Origin of the sequence: Nocardia sp. A7 (assembly GCF_046549215.1) — a bacterium.
Taxonomy (GTDB): domain Bacteria; phylum Actinomycetota; class Actinomycetes; order Mycobacteriales; family Mycobacteriaceae; genus Nocardia.
The window spans coordinates 756,929-774,832 of the sequence record NZ_JAJPWE010000001.1; the positions used below are offsets into that span (position 1 = coordinate 756,929).

Annotated in this window: 14 protein-coding genes and 1 tRNA gene; 10 read left to right on the forward strand and 5 right to left on the reverse strand. The window is 67.9% G+C overall.

The genetic code is table 11. From position 1 onward, the window contains the following. The 3 genes from ACLJPD_RS03405 (at position 1) to ACLJPD_RS03415 (ending at position 3,891) form a co-directional block, all read left to right on the forward strand. Complete coding sequence (locus tag ACLJPD_RS03405) at positions 1-561, forward strand: hypothetical protein (protein ID WP_410870229.1); 561 nt, start codon at positions 1-3, stop codon at positions 559-561. A gap of 215 nt (positions 562-776) precedes the next feature. Further along, positions 777-2,234, forward strand: a complete 1,458-nt coding sequence (locus ACLJPD_RS03410) for a PepSY-associated TM helix domain-containing protein (protein ID WP_410870230.1) — start codon at positions 777-779, stop codon at positions 2,232-2,234. 76 nt (positions 2,235-2,310) lie between these two features. Continuing rightward, positions 2,311-3,891: an alkaline phosphatase D family protein gene (locus tag ACLJPD_RS03415; protein ID WP_410870231.1), complete on the forward strand. Its 1,581-nt coding sequence runs from the start codon at positions 2,311-2,313 to the stop codon at positions 3,889-3,891. Positions 3,892-3,911: 20 nt separating this feature from the next. Here the strand turns inward: ACLJPD_RS03415 and galK are convergent, their stop codons facing one another. Further along, positions 3,912-5,018, reverse strand: coding sequence for a galactokinase (gene galK / locus ACLJPD_RS03420; protein ID WP_410871902.1), 1,107 nt, complete (start codon positions 5,016-5,018; stop codon positions 3,912-3,914). 291 nt (positions 5,019-5,309) lie between these two features. Between galK and ACLJPD_RS03425 the strand changes: the two genes are divergently transcribed. Further along, entirely contained in the window at positions 5,310-6,785 is a 1,476-nt protein-coding gene (locus ACLJPD_RS03425) for a diguanylate cyclase (RefSeq protein WP_410870232.1), read from the forward strand. 26 nt (positions 6,786-6,811) lie between these two features. Here ACLJPD_RS03425 and ACLJPD_RS03430 read toward each other — a convergent pair whose 3' ends face one another. Together ACLJPD_RS03430 and ACLJPD_RS03435 are read right to left on the reverse strand one after the other, a co-directional pair. Continuing rightward, a complete protein-coding gene (locus ACLJPD_RS03430) occupies positions 6,812-7,567 on the reverse strand; it encodes a DUF6319 family protein (RefSeq protein ID WP_410870233.1) in 756 nt (251 codons plus the stop codon). A gap of 135 nt (positions 7,568-7,702) precedes the next feature. After that, entirely contained in the window at positions 7,703-8,878 is a 1,176-nt protein-coding gene (locus tag ACLJPD_RS03435; protein ID WP_410870234.1) for an alpha-hydroxy-acid oxidizing protein, read from the reverse strand. A gap of 80 nt (positions 8,879-8,958) precedes the next feature. Here ACLJPD_RS03435 and ACLJPD_RS03440 point away from each other — a divergent pair, with 80 nt between their 5' ends. From ACLJPD_RS03440 to ACLJPD_RS03460, 5 genes are all read left to right on the forward strand, one after another. Next, the gene (locus ACLJPD_RS03440; RefSeq protein ID WP_410870235.1) at positions 8,959-9,183 is read left to right on the forward strand and encodes a hypothetical protein; all 225 of its coding nucleotides are present in this window, start codon (positions 8,959-8,961) and stop codon (positions 9,181-9,183) included. Positions 9,184-9,518: 335 nt separating this feature from the next. Further along, positions 9,519-10,286, forward strand: a complete 768-nt coding sequence (locus ACLJPD_RS03445) for a DeoR/GlpR family DNA-binding transcription regulator (RefSeq protein ID WP_410870236.1) — start codon at positions 9,519-9,521, stop codon at positions 10,284-10,286. Then, on the forward strand, positions 10,283-11,266 hold the full coding sequence (locus ACLJPD_RS03450; protein WP_410870237.1) for a 1-phosphofructokinase family hexose kinase: 984 nt from the start codon (positions 10,283-10,285) through the stop codon (positions 11,264-11,266). Before ACLJPD_RS03445 ends, ACLJPD_RS03450 begins: the two co-directional genes overlap by 4 nt. A 57-nt stretch (positions 11,267-11,323) precedes the next feature. Then, the gene (locus tag ACLJPD_RS03455; protein WP_410870238.1) at positions 11,324-13,435 is read left to right on the forward strand and encodes a fructose-specific PTS transporter subunit EIIC; all 2,112 of its coding nucleotides are present in this window, start codon (positions 11,324-11,326) and stop codon (positions 13,433-13,435) included. A gap of 24 nt (positions 13,436-13,459) precedes the next feature. Then, positions 13,460-13,717 carry an HPr family phosphocarrier protein gene (locus ACLJPD_RS03460; protein ID WP_101466146.1) on the forward strand — a complete coding sequence of 86 codons (258 nt, stop codon included), beginning with the start codon at positions 13,460-13,462 and terminating at the stop codon, positions 13,715-13,717. 51 nt (positions 13,718-13,768) lie between these two features. Here the strand turns inward: ACLJPD_RS03460 and ACLJPD_RS03465 are convergent. Further along, positions 13,769-13,842: transfer RNA gene (locus ACLJPD_RS03465), tRNA-Met, on the reverse strand. Between the two features lie 355 nt (positions 13,843-14,197). On the opposite strand from ACLJPD_RS03465, the gene ACLJPD_RS03470 reads away from it, so the two are divergent. Beyond that, the gene (locus ACLJPD_RS03470; RefSeq protein ID WP_410870239.1) at positions 14,198-14,740 is read left to right on the forward strand and encodes a transglycosylase family protein; all 543 of its coding nucleotides are present in this window, start codon (positions 14,198-14,200) and stop codon (positions 14,738-14,740) included. Between the two features lie 66 nt (positions 14,741-14,806). Here the strand turns inward: ACLJPD_RS03470 and ACLJPD_RS03475 are convergent, their stop codons facing one another. Further along, positions 14,807-17,791 carry a UPF0182 family protein gene (locus ACLJPD_RS03475; protein ID WP_410870240.1) on the reverse strand — a complete coding sequence of 995 codons (2,985 nt, stop codon included), beginning with the start codon at positions 17,789-17,791 and terminating at the stop codon, positions 14,807-14,809. Between the last annotated feature and the right edge of the window lie 113 nt (positions 17,792-17,904).

Here is a 17,904-nt window from a genome sequence, read left to right on the forward strand (position 1 = left end):
GTGATCATCGGGTTCGAGCAGGCGTGCGCGCCGTCGCGTGCTGTCGGCGCGCGGCTGCGTGGCGCCTGCGCGGGCTCGATGTCATGGGCGCTGTCGTTGGCCGCGCACGGGCTGGCTGCCGGTGGGTCGTTGCCCGGTAGCACGGCGATCGTGTTGCTGGCGGCGGCCTCGGCGGTTGTCGGCGCGCTCGTCGCCGGAGTGGGTCCACTGCGCACTGGCGCGGTCGGGTTGGCGGCAGTACTGCTCGGTGGTCAGCTGATCGGGCACACCGCGATGAGCTGGTCCGGGCATTCGCACTCGGCCGACGATTCCCTCGGACTCGGCATGCTCACCGCCCACACCATTGCCGCGCTGCTGGCGGCCGCGGTGATCGTCGGCGCCGAAGCCGCATACCGGATCGGCAGCACCGTCCTGGCGCGGATCCTGCCGCTGCGCTACCGCACTCCCCGCGTCCCTGACCCGGCGCCGCTGCGCCTGGCCCACCGTGACCGCGTCATCCTGCGAATCTTCGCCACGCAGTCGCTACGCACCCGCGCTCCCCCGCTCGCGATTCCTTTCTGAACTCTCCCTCACCCGGTGCACGGATCTTCGCCGTGCGCTGTTCGCACGCATCGCGCACCCCGCTCAGTCGTCGACCGCTCGATGTTGTCGACCGCTCGCTGTACCGACGCCACCGCTGCGCCCAGCTCTCGCTCCGTGAGCTGGTCGCGGCTGTCGTCGGACGGCCGGACATGTCCGCGCGCACCGGGTCTCCAGACCTGCAGAAATGAATCAGCATGAGCATCACGGACACTCGTCCGGCCGAGGAGAACACGCCCTCGGCACCACCGGTCCCCGGTGACAGTCCGCGTTCCGGCTCCCGCCGGGGCTTCCGCCTCTATCCGCTGGCCATGCGCCTGCACTTCTACGCGGGGATCTTCGTCGCCCCGTTCATCCTGATCGCCGCGCTCACCGGCGCGCTGTACGCGATCGCGCCGACGATCGAAGGGTTCGTCTCGCGCGATCTGTTGCAGGTCGAAACCACCGGACCCGCTCGAGCCCTGTCCGAGCAGGTCGGTGCGGCCGTCGCGACTCGTCCTGACCTGACACTGGTGGCCGTCGCCCCCGCCCCGAACGCGGGCGACACCACTCGTGTCCTGTTCAACGACCCGGCGCTCGGCGATTCCGAGCGGCTGTCGGTGTTCGTCGACCCACACACCGCACGGCCGGTAGGCGAGTCCGTGGTGTACGGCAGCGGTGGCGCGCTGCCGCTGCGCACCTGGCTCAGCGAGTTCCATCGCAGCCTGCACCTGGGCGAGCCCGGCAGGCTCTACAGCGAACTGGCCGCGTCGTGGTTGTGGGTGATCGCGCTGTTCGGGCTGGTGCTGTGGGTGCATCGGGTGCGTAAGCGGCGGGATCGCCGGTCCGTGCGGTGGTTGTTGAAGCCGGATCTGTCGCAGACCAGGCGTCGAAAGATGAACTGGCACGGGGCAATCGGCTTCTGGATCCTGCCGGTGGTGCTGTTGCTCTCGGCCACGGGCATGACCTGGTCGACCTATGCCGGTGAGAACGTCACGAAGCTGCGCGAGGGACTGAGCTGGACCACCCCCGCGGTGAGCGTCGCCCTGCCGGGCACCCAGTCGGGTGGTGCTTCCGCTCCGAGCGAGCACCACAGCGCGGGCCACACCGCACCGGCGCCCGTCGACCCGACGGCCCGGATCACCCAACTCGATCGCGTGTACGAGGTGGCTCGCGGAAACGGCATCACCCAGGGCGCCGAAATCGCGATACCGGCGACGCCGGAGCAGGCGTTCGGGATCAAGGAACTGCGCCTGCCCGGCACCTACTCCATCGATTCCCTTGCCGTCGACGGCGAGACCGGCACGGTCACCGATCGGCTGGCGTATGCCGACTGGCCGCTGATGGCCAAGCTCACCAACTGGGGCATCGCCTTCCACATGGGTCTGCTGTTCGGCCTGGTCAACCAGCTGCTGTTGCTCGCGATCATGATCGGCCTCGCCACGGTGATCGTGCTCGGTTACCGCATGTGGTGGCATCGTCGCCCGGCGCGACAGGCGGCGCTGCCCGTCCCGCCGCGCCGTGGGGTGCTGCGCCGCACCTCGCGGTGGATCACCGTGCCCGCGGTGGCCGCGGCGGTCGCGATCGGCTGGTTCGTTCCATTGATCGGGGTGAGTGTGCTCGTTTTCCTGCTCATCGACGTCGCCCTGGGACTCGCCGCTCGCGCCGAGGTATAGCGCACGGCTGACCGCGGGCCAGGAACCGCACACAATCGGCGGGTAGGTTTCCTTTCAGCGGTGAAAGGATCCGACTATGCCCCTGTCTCGTCGACAACTCCTGCGCGGCGGCGTGACAGGTTCGATCGCCGCCCTGGTCGGGGTGTCGGCGGTGAGCAGTGCGAGGTTCGCCGCGCCCCGTCGGCTCGGCGAACCGTTCTCGCTCGGCGTCGCTTCCGGCGAACCGACCCCGGACGGGGTGGTGCTGTGGACGCGACTTGCCCCCGATCCGCTCGCACCCGATGGGTACGGCGGGATGACGGTCGCCCCGGTTACCGTCGATTACGAGGTCGCCGAGGACGAACGGTTCACGAAAGTCGTGTTCAGGGGCTCGGCGGTGGCGACCCGCGAGTTCGGGCACAGTGTGCATCCCGAGGTCGCCGGGCTGGCACCGGATCGCTGGTACTACTACCGGTTCCGGGCAGGCTCGGCGATCTCACCGGTCGGGCGCACCCGCACCGCGCCCGCCCTCGACAGCCCGACCGAGCGGCTCCGGTTCGCCTTCGCGTCGTGCCAGTCGTGGAGTTCGGGCTACTACACCGCCTATGAACACCTCAGCGCCGAAGACCTCGACCTCGTCGTCCACCTCGGCGACTACATCTACGAATCCTCCTGGGTGCTGGGCCGGCGCGGCGCGCACCTGCCGGCCCAGCTCGCCGACGAGGCAGTCGATCTCACCGGCTACCGGCTGCGCTACGCCCAGGCCAAGGCCGAAGCGCCACTGCAGGCCGCCCACGCGGCGTTTCCCTGGCTGGTCACCTTCGACGACCACGAACTCGACAACAACTGGGCCGGTGACAATCCCGGCCTCGGACTCGACGTGTATCGCCTCCCACCACTGTTCCGGCGCCGTAAAGCCGCTGCCTTCCAAGCCATGTACGAACACCAGCCGATGCGCCTGGCCCAGCTGCCCGCGGGCCCGTCGATCCACCTGCACCGCCGCTACCGGTTCGGCGATCTGGCCGAGTTCACCATGATCGACACCAGGCAGTACCGGTCCCCTCAGGCCTGCGGCGACGGCTCCGCGGTGGTCGGATGCGCCGATCGTTTCGCCACCGACCGCACCATTCTCGGTGCGGCCCAACGGGACTGGCTCGTCGACGGGTTCGCCGAGTCCACCGCGCGCTGGCAGGTACTCGGCAACCAGGTCGCCATGGCCCAGTCCGACTACGACCCCGGCCCCGGCCTCCTCCTCGGCACGGACGCGTGGGACGGCTACGTCGCCGACCGCAATACGGTGCTGGGCGCGGCCACCGACTACGAGGTCGACAACCTGGTGGTGATCACCGGCGACCGCCACGAGAACTACGTCGCCGACTTACGCCGCGACTACGCCGATCCCGAATCTGCCGTGGTAGCAACCGAATTCACCGGCACCTCGATCAGCACCGGCAGCGACGGCGCCGACCTCACCGACGCGGGCCGAGCCCTGCTGGCCGCCAACCCGGACATCAAGTTCTACAACCGCCAGCGCGGCTATGCCCGCGTCGACATCGATCATCGCCAGTGGCGCACCGACTTCCGCGTTGTTCCCTACGTCACCCGACCGGGCGCACCGATCAGCACGCGTGCGAGTTTCGTCGTGCAGGACGGGATCCCCGGCGCCACGCAGGCATGAATCCCGTCACGGCACCTTGTTCAATTCAGTTTGTGTGCGCCCGCGGCGGGTTCGACGGTGAAGACACGCGGTGGAGCGAAACCCGTGGTGGCGAAGCGCTTCATGATGTGTTCGGCGACGTGGTCGGCGTGGTCGACCAGGGCGATGATGCTGCCGCCGAAACCGCCACCGACCATTCGCGCGCCGTGCGCGCCCGCGTCGAGTGCGGCGGTGACCGCGAGATCCAGTGTGGGCGCCGAGACTTCGAAGTCATCGCGCAGTGATCGGTGTGAGGCGGTGAGCACCTCGCCGATCGTTCGTGGGTCCGCCCCGGAGCGCAGCGTGTCGACGACAGCGAGTACCCGCGCGTTCTCGCTGACCACGTGGGCCGCGCGGCGCCGTAGCAGTGGATCCCGCAGGCGGGGAAGTTCTTCGGTGGTCGCGTCGCGCAAGGCGGGCAGGTTCAGCGCGTCGGCGGCGGCTTCGCACTGCGCTCTGCGCTCGGCGTATCCCCCGTCGGACAGGTCGTGCGGCCGGCCGGTGTCGGCGACGATCAGCGCGAGACCCGCTGCGTCCAGGTCGAACGGAATCTGTTCGGTGGCAGCGGGTTTCATTGCGGTGAATGCGCGGACATCGAGGAACATGGCATGGCCCGCGGTGCACAGGATCGAGGCGGACTGGTCGAGCAGCCCGGTCGGTACGCCGGCGAAACCGTTCTCCGCGGCCCTGGCGATCTCGACCATGCGCCGGTCGGTGAGTTCGGGCGCGAACAGATCGCGCAGCGCGATCGTCACCGCGCAGCACACGGCCGCCGACGAGGACAGCCCCGCACCGATCGGCACCTCGCCGTCGAGTTCGAGGTTCACCCCGGTGACCCGATGGCCGCCGCGGACGAACTCGTCGACGACACCCAGCGGATAGCGCGCCCAGCTGGGCAGCCGATCCCGTTGCGCCACAAGGTCCGTCACTCGCACCTCGACGACTTCGCCGGGCCGCTGCGCCGAGGCGAGCCGCACCAGTCCGTCACCGCGCGGCTCGGCCCCGCAGACGACGGCGAGCGACAGCGCGATGGGCAGCACGAAGCCGTCGTTGTAGTCGGTGTGCTCGCCGATGATGTTGACCCGGCCCGGGGCGATCCACTTCTCCACCCGTACTTCCCTTCCACTTCCCGCGACGATGCCACCACCGAACACCGCGGCGAACAACCGAGGGGCACCGGGTGCCGAATCGGTATCCGGCAATGCTCGCAACACATCGACAGCAAGGCCGTGCACGTGTCATGATCGACTGAGTTGTCAAGGTTTTGAGCGTCGGCGCTGCCGGCTGGGGATGCTGCTCGGACAACAACACTCGGTGCTCTCGGCCGATACTTCGAGTGATTCACCGGCCCCACTTTCGATCGGCGCTCGTCGCGTGCGCAGCAAGATCGAGGGGGGCTGATGACCATCAGCGAGACACGCTACGGGAGCCTGCGATGGTGTGTGGTGTTGCTCGGCGCGGCGGGGGCCGTGCTGATCGCGCCGTTGGCGGGTGGGCGCGCGCTGCCGTTTCTGCTACTGGTCCTGATCGTCGCGGGGTCGCTGGCGATGATCGGGTACGGCGTGTACAGCCATCGACCCACGCACCGGCTGCCCTGGTACCTGCTGGCCGCCTCGGTTCCGCTGTTCGCCGCCGGTGCCGCGATCCGCGCGCCCGGGCTGCACCCGAACTGGCACCCGGTCGATGATCTGTGCACGCTGGCCGCCTCGCTGTGTCTCGGACTCGCCGCCGTCGGCTGGTTGCAGCCGCGCAGGCTCCGCCGTGCCCGTGACCTGTGGCTGGACTCCGCGCTCATCGGCCTCAGCGCGCTGCTGGCCTCGTGGACATTCCTGATCTCGCCGATCCTGCGGCACACCACCGGGTTCGTCGATACCGCGCTGGCCGCTAGCTACCCGGTGATCCACGCCCTGCTGGCGACCGTGCTCGCGCATTCGCTGGCGACGGTGATCCGCTCGGAGACCTCGTTGCGGTTGTTGCAGGCGGCGCTGATCGCGGTACTCGTCGGCGGTTTGATCGAAAGCCTCACTGTCGCAGGCACGATCACAGTCGATCCCGAGATCGCGTTGGTGCCACAGCAGTGGGCGTATCTGCTGGCCGGGCTGGCCGCGGTGCAGCCGACGATGGGCGCGCTCCGCGACGCCGAGGACGTGCATCCGCATCGATCGCGGCAGCGGGCCGGGATGATCGCGGTGGCACTGGTCGCGGCCTCACTGATCAGCGTGGTCGGCGCCGATCTCGGGGTCGGCGACCGCGTGGTGATCTGTTCGCTGCTCACCCTCTTGCTGATCGGCGTGCTGGTGCGCAGCGAACGCGCCATCGGCCGCAGCCTGCGCAGCGAACGCCGCGCCCAATACCAAGCCGACCACGACCTGCTCACCGGCCTGTTCAACCGCGCCGCCCTGCTGCGCGCACCCCATCGGTATCGCGAACAGTGGGCCGGAAAACCGCTGTGCCTGTTGTTCATCGACCTCGACGGCTTCAAAATGGTCAACGACAGCTACGGCCACGCCGTCGGCGACGAACTCATCGCCAACGCCGCCTCCCGCATCCGCCGCACCACCACCAGCGCCGACCTCACCGCCCGCTACGGCGGCGACGAGTTCGTCATCCTGGCACCGCGCACCCGCGCCGAAGCCGCCGTCCTGGCCGAACACCTACTCGGCGCCTTCATCCGCCCCTTCGAACTGAGCTGCGGCGAAATCCCCATCACCGCCAGCATCGGCGTCGCCTGCGTGACCACCCGCCCCACCGAGAAGACGATCTACGACCTCATCCGCGCCGCCGACGCCGCCATGTACCACGCCAAGGAATACCGCCTCGGCCTGAGCTTCCACGACAGTCCCGCCTCACCCCGAATTCTGCGAGTCGCCCGGTAGGCCGTCCTGCCTCCCCCGCGAACCGCTCAGTCCCCCAGCTCCTCCAGCAGTTTCCGGGCGGCTTCCAGTTCGGCCTGCAACTGGGAGACCTTGGCCTGTTGGGCCTCGCGGGCGGCCTCGAGAATCCCCGCCACCACTTCCTCCACCTCGGGGTGCAGGATCTTCGCGGCCTGGGCGACGGCCGCGCTGCTGACGGCCATGCCCTTCACACTGCGCTTCTTGCCGTTGACCACATCGACAGTCCATTCACCGTCGGCGGTTCCGGTGAGCGTGACAGTCACCTCGGGCACCTTGGTCTTGCGCGCCACCGGAGCTTTCGCCGGTCGCGGCGCGGCCGGGGCGGGCTTGGCGGCGTCCTCGGGTACCGGGGCGAGCGACCTCGGCGCGGGCGTAGCGGTGCTCGGCAGGGTCGACGGCTGGGTCACAGTGTTGTCCTTTCGGTTGCTCGGCGCGGGGACACTCTCCGGGCTGGTCCGTGCGGATCCGCCCGGCGCTACCGTAGTCCCGCGGGCCGGCTTGGTCAGCGTCACCTCGCTCGGGCCGAACGAGAGCACATCTTTGGAACCGGTCGGCCGCACCTGCAGGAAGTCGCCGACGGACGGGTCGCCGAGCGCGACGACCTTGCCCGACTTCCCTTCGGCGACACCGACAGCGGCGGCCGTGAACCACACCATCGGCGGTTTACCCTCGGCGAGCTCGCCTGCGATTCGCGCGAGCTCGGCGTCGGACAGGTCCGGCGGTGCTGATCGGCGGGATGCGGACTTCGTGCTCGGCGAGGACATGGTGGACTCCGGGGGTTGGTGCTACAGCGTGGTCGGTCGCACCGATGATGCCGCACGGCACCGACAAGTTCACGCCCGAGCCGCCATCGCGGCCCCAAAACCCCTCTCATGACAGGTTTTCTGGCCTGCCACCGGTCAGCCGAGGGTGGCGTTTCCGCGCGTCGTCGGCCGAATGTTCGCGCGCACCGCTGCCACATCGCGATAGCCGTTGACTGCCATCAACAGGTCCGCTTCGGCGGCGTAGCTGCGCAGCAGATGCACCAGGCCGCGCACCCCACCGAGCGCGAGCGCGTACACATACGGCCTACCGAGCCCGACCATCGTCGCGCCGAGTCCGAGCGCCTTGACCACATCGGCACCCGAGCGCACTCCCGAGTCGAACAGCACCGGCACCCGCTCGGCACAGGCGTCCACGACCCCGGGCAAGGTCTCCAGGGCGCTCAGACCGCCGTTGGCCTGACGCCCACCGTGATTGGAGCAGTAGATGCCGTCGGCGCCGAGGTCGATCGCCTTGCGCGCGTCCTCGGGGTGGGAGATGCCCTTGAGGATCAGCGGCAGATCGGTGATCGACCGAAGCCAGCCGAGATCCTCCCAGGTCAGCGAGTTTCCGAAGGTCGCGATCCAGTGCAGGACAATCATTTTGGGGTCATCGGAACCGACCATCTTCTGAAAGACCGGGTCGCTGGTGTAGTTCTTCAGCACATGCCCGCGCAACTGCGGGAAGTTGCCGCTGGCCAGGTCGCGCGGACGCCAACCAGGCACCCAGGTGTCGAGGGTGACGGTGATGCCCGCGTAGCCCGCGGCTTCGGCGCGATGCACCAAGCTCTCGGCGAGCTCACGATTCTTCGGCGTGTAGAGCTGGAAGAACGAGGGCGTCTCGCCCGCGTGCGGGCGCACGTCTTCGAGCGGATCCTCCATCAGCGTCGAGTACATCGCGGGGACACCGGTCTGCGCCGAGGCCTGCGCCACCGCGATATCACCGTGGCCCTGCTCGCCGACCAGACCGATCACCCCGACGGGCGCGAGGAACAGCGGGCTCGCGAAGGTGTGGCCGAACGCTGTCACGGCGAGTTCGCGCTCGGTGGCGCCGACCAGCATCCGCGGCACCAGCCCCCAATCCGCGAACGCTTCGGCATTACGCCGCTGCGTGAGCTCGTCGCCCGCCCCACCGGCGATGTAGTTCAGCAACGAATCGGGCAGTGCCGCAGTAGCTTTGCGCTCCAGCGTCGCGTAATCCATGGGAAATTCGGGCTGGATCCCACCGAGCGCGGCCAGGTAGATCTCGTTCTGATAGTCGGCGAACTGACTCATTGCTGCACTTTCGCACGCCGACCGGGGTTCACGGACCGCAGGGTAGATGTAAGGTGCGTCATACTCGAAAATACGAGATTGTGAGAGCCCCTGCCGTGACCGTCGTCGAACACTCGGCTGCGCCCGCCGACCCGGACGCTCTCCTCGCCGACCGCTTTCACAGCGATGCCATCCGCCACCTGACCAGGCTCGCGCTCGGACTCTCTCAGGACTCGATGGATCTGCTGACCTCGGTCACCGATCGACTGCGGGCCGCCGAGGGCGCCCTGCGCGATCCACTCACCAGCGATCTCGGCTTCGACTGAACCTCATCGCCGCCGCACGGTGCGCGCCGTTGAATCGGCGGGCCGCTGCGCGCGGGCGATCTCCGCGCGCGTGAACGGTTCATCCGAGCGCACGAAACCCCAGCGACAGCACAGTCGCGGGCCGAACCCACACTGCTGACCCTCCTGCGTCCTCCGCAACGGGGGTGATCGTGCGCGGTGATACCCGACCGCGCTTGCCGAGGCGTGGTCGTAGCCACCTTTCAGTCGATAGGCGCGGACAACGATTGTGACTCGTATCACCAAAAACGATTGACAAACCCACACAAGTGGGCATAAAACAACATGAGTACAGATTCGCTGAAACCGGAGGAACCATGTACGCCGAGGAACGGCAGCAGGCGATCGCGACCCTCATCGGGCATCGCGGGCGCGTCTCCGTCGCCGAACTCGCCGACCGGTACGGGGTCACCACCGAAACCGTGCGCCGCGACCTCGCGGTCCTCGATCGGCTCGGCGTGATCCGTCGGGTGCACGGCGGTGCGGTCGGCTCCGGCGCGCTCACCACCTTCGAACCGGGCACCGCCGAGCGCGACAGCATCCGCGCCGCGGAGAAGGACCGGATCGCCGAACTCGCGCAGCGGTACCTGCCCGACGCCGGTGGCAGCGCGCTGTTCGACGCGGGCACCACGACCGCACGGGTAGCCGCGGCGATGGCGGTCGACGTCGATCTGGTCGCCGTCACCCACTCGCTGCCGGTCGCCGCACGGCTCACCGGGTTCGCCGGCGTGCGATTGCACCTGGTCGGCGGGCGGGTCCGCGGGGTCACCCAGGCCGCCGTCGGCGCCGAGACCTTGCAGCTGCTCGGCGAATTGCGCGTCGATGTCGCGTTTCTCGGCACCAACGCGCTGACCGTGCGACACGGGCTGTCCACCCCAGATCCGGAGGAAGCCGCCGTGAAACGCGCGATGATCGCCGCCGCCGACCGGGTCGTCGTGGTCGCCGACGCGAGCAAGATCGGGCGCGAGGACTTCGTTCGCTTCGGCAGTACCACCGATATCGACGTCCTGGTCACCGATACCGACATCCCGGCCACCGCGCACGCGGAGCTGGTCGCCGCAGGAATCGAGGTGGTGCTCGCATGATCGTCACACTGACCGCGAACCCGAGTGTGGACCGTACGGTCACCCTCACCGAGCCGTTGCGGCGCGGGCAGGTGCATCGCGCGGCGAGCGTCACCTCGCACCCCGGCGGTAAAGGGGTCAATGTCGCACGGGTGGTGTCCGCGAGCGGGGCGCCGGTCCTGGCCGTGCTCCCTGGCGCCGACGACGACCCCGTGGTGCACGGATTGCGCACGGCGGGAATCGAATTCCGCACGGTGTCGGTGGGGGGTGGGCCGAGGGTGAATCTCACCATCGCCGAAGTCGACGGCACCACGACCAAGATCAATGAGCCGGGCTCTCCGCTGACGGCGCGAGACCTGGCCGAACTCACCGCGCTGCTCGTCGGGCTGGCCGCGGAGGCCGAGTGGATCGTGCTGTCGGGGTCGTTGCCACCGGGTGTACCCGTCGACTGGTATGCGCAGCTCGTCGTGACGTTGTCCGCAGTGCGGTCATCGCCGAACGGAACTCGCCGTACCCGCGTCGCCGTCGACACCTCCGATGCACCCCTGCTCGCCCTCTTCGACGAATCCGTCGGTGCCACACCGGATCTCATCAAACCGAACTCCGAGGAGCTGGCACAGCTCACCGGCCTCGACGCCATAGACCTCGAGAACCCCACGGCCGCGGCCGAAGCCGCCGCCACCCTGGTCGACCGCGGGGTCGGCGCTGTCCTGGCCACCCTCGGCGCGGCAGGCGCGGTCCTGGTCACCGCCGATGACGCGTGGTTCGCCGCGGCACCACCGATCGTCCCGCGCAGCACCGTCGGCGCGGGTGACTCGGCCCTGGCCGGCTACCTCCTCGCCGACCTGGCGGGCGCCTCCCCCGCCGACCGCCTCCGCACCGCCGTCGCCTACGGCAGCGCCGCCACCGCGTTGCCCGGCACCGAACTACCCGGCCCCGCGGACATTCTGCTCGATGCCGTCACCGCCGACCTCCTGACCACCGCAGCCGGACCCGACTGACCGCTCTCGCCGCCCACCGAACCCCCTGCTCCACCCCCACTCCGGAAAGACACGACGATGGCCGATTCGATCATCACTCCCGACCTGATCGCACTGGACGCCGATCTCGGCGCCGACAAGAGCGCGGTGATCACCGCGCTCGCGGACAAGCTCGCCGCGGCGGGCCGCGCGTCCGACGCAGGCACGGTGGCCGAGGCCGCCCTGGCCAGGGAATCGCAATCGGCCACCGGCCTCCCCGGCGGCATCGCGATTCCGCACTGCCGGTCGGCCGCTGTCACCACGGCATCGCTGGCCTTCGCCCGACTCGCCCCCGCGGTCGACTTCGGTGCCCCCGACGGTCGCGCCGACCTGGTCTTCCTGATCGCCGCCCCGGAAGGCGCGGGCGCGGAGCACATGAAGCTGTTGTCTTCGTTGGCTCGCGCGCTGGTCCGGCCCGCCTTCGTCGCCGATCTACGCGCCGCTTCGACCCCGGCAGATGTGGTCGCCCTCGTCGACGGCGTCATCAATCCCTCACCAGCCGCTACCGAAACACCAAACGCCGCAACATCTTCCACCGCAGCTGCGGTGAGTGGCGAAGCGGCGACGAGATCAACAAACCCTGCCGGATCAACGACTGGATCCAGTGTGCCCGCCGACGGCGAAACGGATTCGTCGACCGGCGCAAGCGATCTCGATGCGGCTCCCGCTTCCGGTTCATCGGCACCGAAGAAGATCGTCGCGGTCACCGCTTGTCCCACCGGCATCGCCCACACCTACATGGCCGCTGACTCCCTGGTCGCCGCGGGCGAACGCGCCGGAGTCGACGTGGCAGTCGAAACCCAGGGCTCGAGCGGCGGCGGCGCACTCGATCCGGCCACGATCGCCGACGCCGACGCCGTCATCTTCGCCACCGATGTCGGGGTGAAGGACCGTGGCCGCTTCGCGGGCAAGCCGGTGATCGAATCCGGCGTCAAACGCGCCATCAACGAGCCCGACAAGATGATCGCGGAAGCCGTTGCGGCGAGCGGTGATCCGGGCGCTGCCACCGTCGGCGGCGCCGCACCCGCGCCCTCGCAGACGGCGGCCAAGGGCATCGGCTGGGGCACTCGCCTGCGCCAGATCCTGCTCACCGGCGTCAGTTACATGATCCCGTTCGTCGCCGCGGGCGGTCTGCTGATCGCGCTGAGCTTCCTGCTCGGCGGCTACGAGATCTCCGAGAGCGCGAAAACGATCGTGCTCGACAATTCGATCACCGACCTGCCCGACGGTGGTCTGGCCACCTATTTCGGTGCCGTGCTCTTCCAGATCGGCTCGCTCGCCTTCAGCTTCCTGGTCCCGGCGCTGGCCGGATACATCGCCTTCGCGATCGCCGACCGTCCCGGTTTGGCGCCGGGTTTCACGGCGGGCGCGATCGCGGTCTTCGTCGGTGCGGGGTTCCTCGGCGGTCTGGTCGGCGGTCTGGTGGCCGGCTTCGCAGCACTCTGGGTGAGCAAGCTGCCGATACCCATCTGGGCTCGCGGGTTGATGCCGGTGGTCGTCATCCCACTGCTGGCCTCGGCGATCGTCGGCATGTTGATGTTCGTCCTGCTCGGCAAGCCCCTCGCCGCCGTGACCAACGGCCTCACCGATTGGCTCAACGGCCTGTCCGGCACGTCCGCCATCGCGCTCGGTGTCATCCTGGGCGTGATGATGTGCTTCGACCTCGGCGGTCCGGTCAACAAGGCCGCCTACTCGTTCGCCGCCGCGGGCCTGTCGGTCACCGACACCGCGACGCTGCGGATCATGGCCGCGGTGATGGCCGCGGGCATGGTGCCGCCGCTGGCGATGGCGCTGTCGACCGTCCTGCGCCCGCGCCTCTACACCGAGGCCGAACGCGAGAACGGCAAGGCCGCCTGGCTGCTCGGCGCCTCGTTCATCTCCGAGGGCGCGATCCCGTTCGCCGCGGCCGACCCGCTGCGGGTGCTGCCGTCGATGATGGTCGGCGGGGCGGTGACCGGCGGACTCATCATGGCCACCGATGTCACCCTGAGCGCACCGCACGGCGGCATCTTCGTGTTCTTCGCGATCGGGCATCTCGCCTGGTTCCTGGTGTCGCTGGTCGCGGGCACGCTCGTCGCCGCGGCCTGCGTCACCCTCGCCAAGGAATTCACCCGCAAGCAGACCGTCGCCCCCGTCCTCACCACCGCGTAATCCATTCACACAAGGAGATATCCCATGGCCAGCACCACCGTCACCGTCGGCTCCTCGGTCGGCCTGCACGCTCGCCCCGCTGCCCTGATCGCCGAAGCGGTCGGCGCGGCAGGCGTTCCTGTCACCATCGCGGTCACGGGCGGCGACCCGGTAGACGCGGGCTCCGCGCTGATGATCATGACTCTCGGCGCAGGGCAGGGCGCGGAGGTCGTGATCACCAGCGATGACCAACCGACCTTGGACAAGATCGCCGAACTCGTCGCGAGCGACCTGGACGCATAACCCGAACAACGCGAAAGGCCCGGAACCAGTGGTTCCGGGCCTTTCGTTTTGTAGCGGGGACAGGATTTGAACCTGCGACCTCTGGGTTATGAGCCCAGCGAGCTACCGAGCTGCTCCACCCCGCGTCGGTGTGAACACAACATTACACACAGGTGAGTGCAGGTGCCAAATCGTCAGGTCAGTGGGGGTTTTTACGCCGAGAAGCCCGCATTCCACCTAGCGACACAACGCCTGCAACCTTCGAATGTGGCAGCGATCACATATATCAGCAACGCGACGCGTCTGCGCTGAGTTTCGGTGACCGGTGTCACTATTACCGGGTGATACCGAACACATAACGACCCAATAACAGACTGACCGGAATCTAGCTATTCCCACTGGCCATGCCCCGTAAACATTGATAAGACGTCTATTCCATTCACAGAATCCGCTCGTTATCAAGATGTGATCGGCATCGATTCATTGGTTAGCGTCTCTCTCATGACTGAGACCCGGAAATTCAGCACCCGCGCCCTTGGCGTCGCCGCCATCGCCGGCGCCCTTGTTGCCGTTCCGTTCGGCCTCGCCAGCGGCACCGCCTCCGCCGCCGCCTACAACTGGGACGGCGTCGCTCAGTGCGAGAGCGGTGGCAACTGGGGTATCAACACCGGCAACGGCTACTACGGCGGCCTGCAGTTCTCGCAGAGCACCTGGGCAGCCAACGGCGGCCAGGGTTCGGCGCACAACGCGAGCAAGGACGAGCAGATCCGCGTCGCGGAGAACGTGCTCGCCAGCCAGGGCGTCGGCGCGTGGCCGCACTGCGGCCAGTTCCTGCAGTCGGGCGCCTCCGAGCCCGAGGTGGTCGAGGAGCCCGCCGTCGAACTGCCGGTCGAGCTGCCCGCCCAGGCCGAGACCGATGTCCAGGTCGCCGTCGACCAGGCCAAGGCCGCCGGTCAGGCGCTGGCCGACCAGTACGGTGTCGCGGGTCAGTACCAGGACCTCCTCACCGCCAATGCTCCGCTGATCGCTTCGATCGGCGGCTGATCCACCGTTCCCCCTGCACAAGAAAGGCCCCGTCATCGCGACGGGGCCTTTCTTGCTGTCTCGTGGTTACCGGCCTGCGGCGTCCTGGTACGCCTTCATCGCGACGTCCAGTTCATCCAGCGCCTTACCGTATTCGGTGAAGTTGCCGGTTCGCATCGCCGTCCGCACCGCCTCGATCTTGCGGTTGAGCTCGGCGGCCGCGGCCTCCTGGGTCGGCGCACCCGCAGGCGGTGTCGTCCCCGGCTGCGGTGTGGTGCCGCCGACGGGAGGAGTGACGGTGCCCGGGTCGACCGGTGGGCTCACGCCCGGTTTCGGCTTCACCGACGGATCGCCACCGAACGGTGTCGCCAGCGAGCCCGCACCCGGCATCACCTGGTTGAGGGCCTCGGCCAGCGTCGGCGCGTACCCGACCTTCACGCTGCCCGCCGCGTCGCGATAACTCACCAGCACGCGAAGCAGCTGCGGGAACGTCGACGAACCGGTATTGCGTTCGTTGTAGAACGGTTCGACGTAGAGGATGCCGCCGTCGGCCACCGGCAGCGTGAGCAGGTTGCCGTAGCGGATCTTGTTCGAGTTCGACAGCAGGGTTTTCTCTCGCGACACCGCGTCGGCGGTGGTCATCGAGTTCTGCGTCTGCTGCGGACCCTGGGTTTGCGAGTCGGTCGGTAACTGCAACACGGTGAACTTGCCGTAGTTCTCGGGATCGGAGCGCACCGAGATGTAGGCCGAGAGGAACTGCCGGTTGTAGCCGACCATCGCCGAGGTCAGGTTGAACACCGGTTTGGTGGTCTTCGGATCACCCAGCAGCACGTAGTACGGCGGCTGGTTGAACGTGCCGCCCTCGATCGTCGGATCACTGGGCACCGACCAGAACGCGTTGTTGGTGAAGAACTCACGTGGGTTGTCCACGTGGTACTTCGTGAGCATGTCGCGCTGAACCTTGAACAGGTCCTCCGGGTAGCGGAAGTGCGCACGCAGCTCGGGCGAGATCTCGCTCTGCGGCTTCACCGCGTCCGGGAACACTCCACGCCAAGCCTTGAGCACCGGGTCGACGGTATCGGTCTCGTACAGGGTGACGGTGCCGTCGTAGGCGTCGACGGTGGCCTTCACCGAGTTGCGGATGTAGCTGACCTCCTTGCGCGGGATCACGCGCCCGGTCTTCTTGTCGATGCTGTCCTCGACCGCGCCGTCGAGCGAGGTCGGCTGGGCGTAGGGGTACTTGTCCAGCGTGGTGTAGGCATCGACGATCCACTTGACTCGACCTTCGATGACCGCCGGGTAGGCATTGCCGTCGGTGGTCAGCCACGGTGCGACCTTCTGCACCCGGTCACGCGGACCGCGGTTGAACAGGATCTTGGAGTCCTCGCTGATCGCGGAGGAGAACAAGATGTTGCGCTCGGCGTACTTGGCCGCGAAAGCGAGCCGGTTGAACCAGTTCCCGATCGCCACGCCACCACTGCCGTCATAGGTGAACTGCGCCTCGTCGGAGTCGTATTCGCGCGGAGCCTGGCCCTCGGCGGTGCCGACGATGGCGTAGTCGGGATCGGTCTGGGCGATCAGCTCGCCGTAGTAGATGCGCGGCTGGTCGACCTTGATCTGCTGATCCTCGACCTTGGTGAACAGGTCGCTCACCATGAACAGCGGATAACCCGAATCGCTGCCACCCGCGGCGCTCTGCGCCTCGGACTGCGGCTTGTTCACCCGGTTGGCAGGCGCGGCGACGAAGCCGTTGCCGTGGGTGTAGACGGTGTGCTGGTTGATCCAGTCCTTCTGGTTGCCCGACAGCGCGGCCGGGTGCAGCTCGCGCGCGGCGACGATGTAGTCCTGCAGGTCACCATTGAGGTTGTAGCGGTCGATGTCCAACGACTCGGGGAAGCCGTAGAAGTTCTTGCGCTGCTGCAGCTGTGTGAAGGTGGGCGAGAGGATATTCGGGTCGAGCAGCCGGGCGTTGCCGATGGTCGCGGCGTCGGCGGGAACCTCGAGCGGGTTCTTCGTGGAGCTACCTTTGTAGTTCTGGTACTCGACCTTGTCGTCGGTGATCCCGTACGCCTCGCGCGTGGCCTGGATATTGCGCTCGATATACGGACTTTCCTTCTCGGCGGCGTTGGGACGCACCGAGAACTGCTCGACCACCATCGGCCACACCGCACCGACCAGGATCGACGACAGCACCAGCAGCGCCGCGGCCATCGCGGGTACGCGTAGATCGCGCAACACGATCCCGGTGAAGAACGCCATCGCGCAGATCACCGCGATCGACAGCAGGATCAGTTTGGCGGGCAGCACCGCCATGATGTCGGTGTACGACGGACCGCCGAACGTCGGCTCCTTGCGCGTACTCGACAAAAGGTCGTACCGGTCGAACCAGTACGCCACCGCCTTGAGCAGCACGAAGATCCCCGCGATCACCGCGAGCTGCACACGCGCGGCCCTGGTGAGGGTGCCTTCACGCCCGGCCAGCCGCAGGCCGCCGAACACGTAGTGAGTGACCAGGTTCGCGAAGAACGCGATCACCACCGCGACGAACAGCCAGTTCAGCACCATCCGGTAGAACGGCAGATCGAAGGTGTAGAAACCGATGTCGAGTCCGAACTGCGGATCCTGCTGACCGAACTCGCCACCGTGCAGGAACAGCTGCACCGTCGCCCAATTCGACTGCGCGACCAGCCCCGACAGCACGCCGAGCAGCACCGGGATGCCGACACCGAACAGGCGCAGCTTGCTCATCACGGTGGTGCGGTAACGCGCGATCGGATCGTTGGGCCCGGCGACCGGCACGAACACCGGCCGCGACCGATAGGCCAGCAGCAGGGCCGCCCAGACCACGAGGCCAACGAGCAACGAGACGACGACGAACAGGATCAACCGCGTGCGCAACACGCCGAGATACACACTGCGATAACCGACCTCACCGAACCACAACCAATTGGTATAGGCATCGGTGAAGCGGGGCCCGAGCAGCAGCAGCGCCGCGAGGACGACTGCCGTCACCAGCAGCACACGGCTGCGTCGGGACAACGAAGGTAAGCCGGTGGGGGGCCGCATGCCCACGGTGCCACTCTCCATGCTCCGGCGGTTCCACGCCGTGATCGGCGAAGTCACCGCAGTCCGAATGTTGCGGGGTGATCCGTTGCCGGACCGTTGGCGCCCACTCTACGGAAATC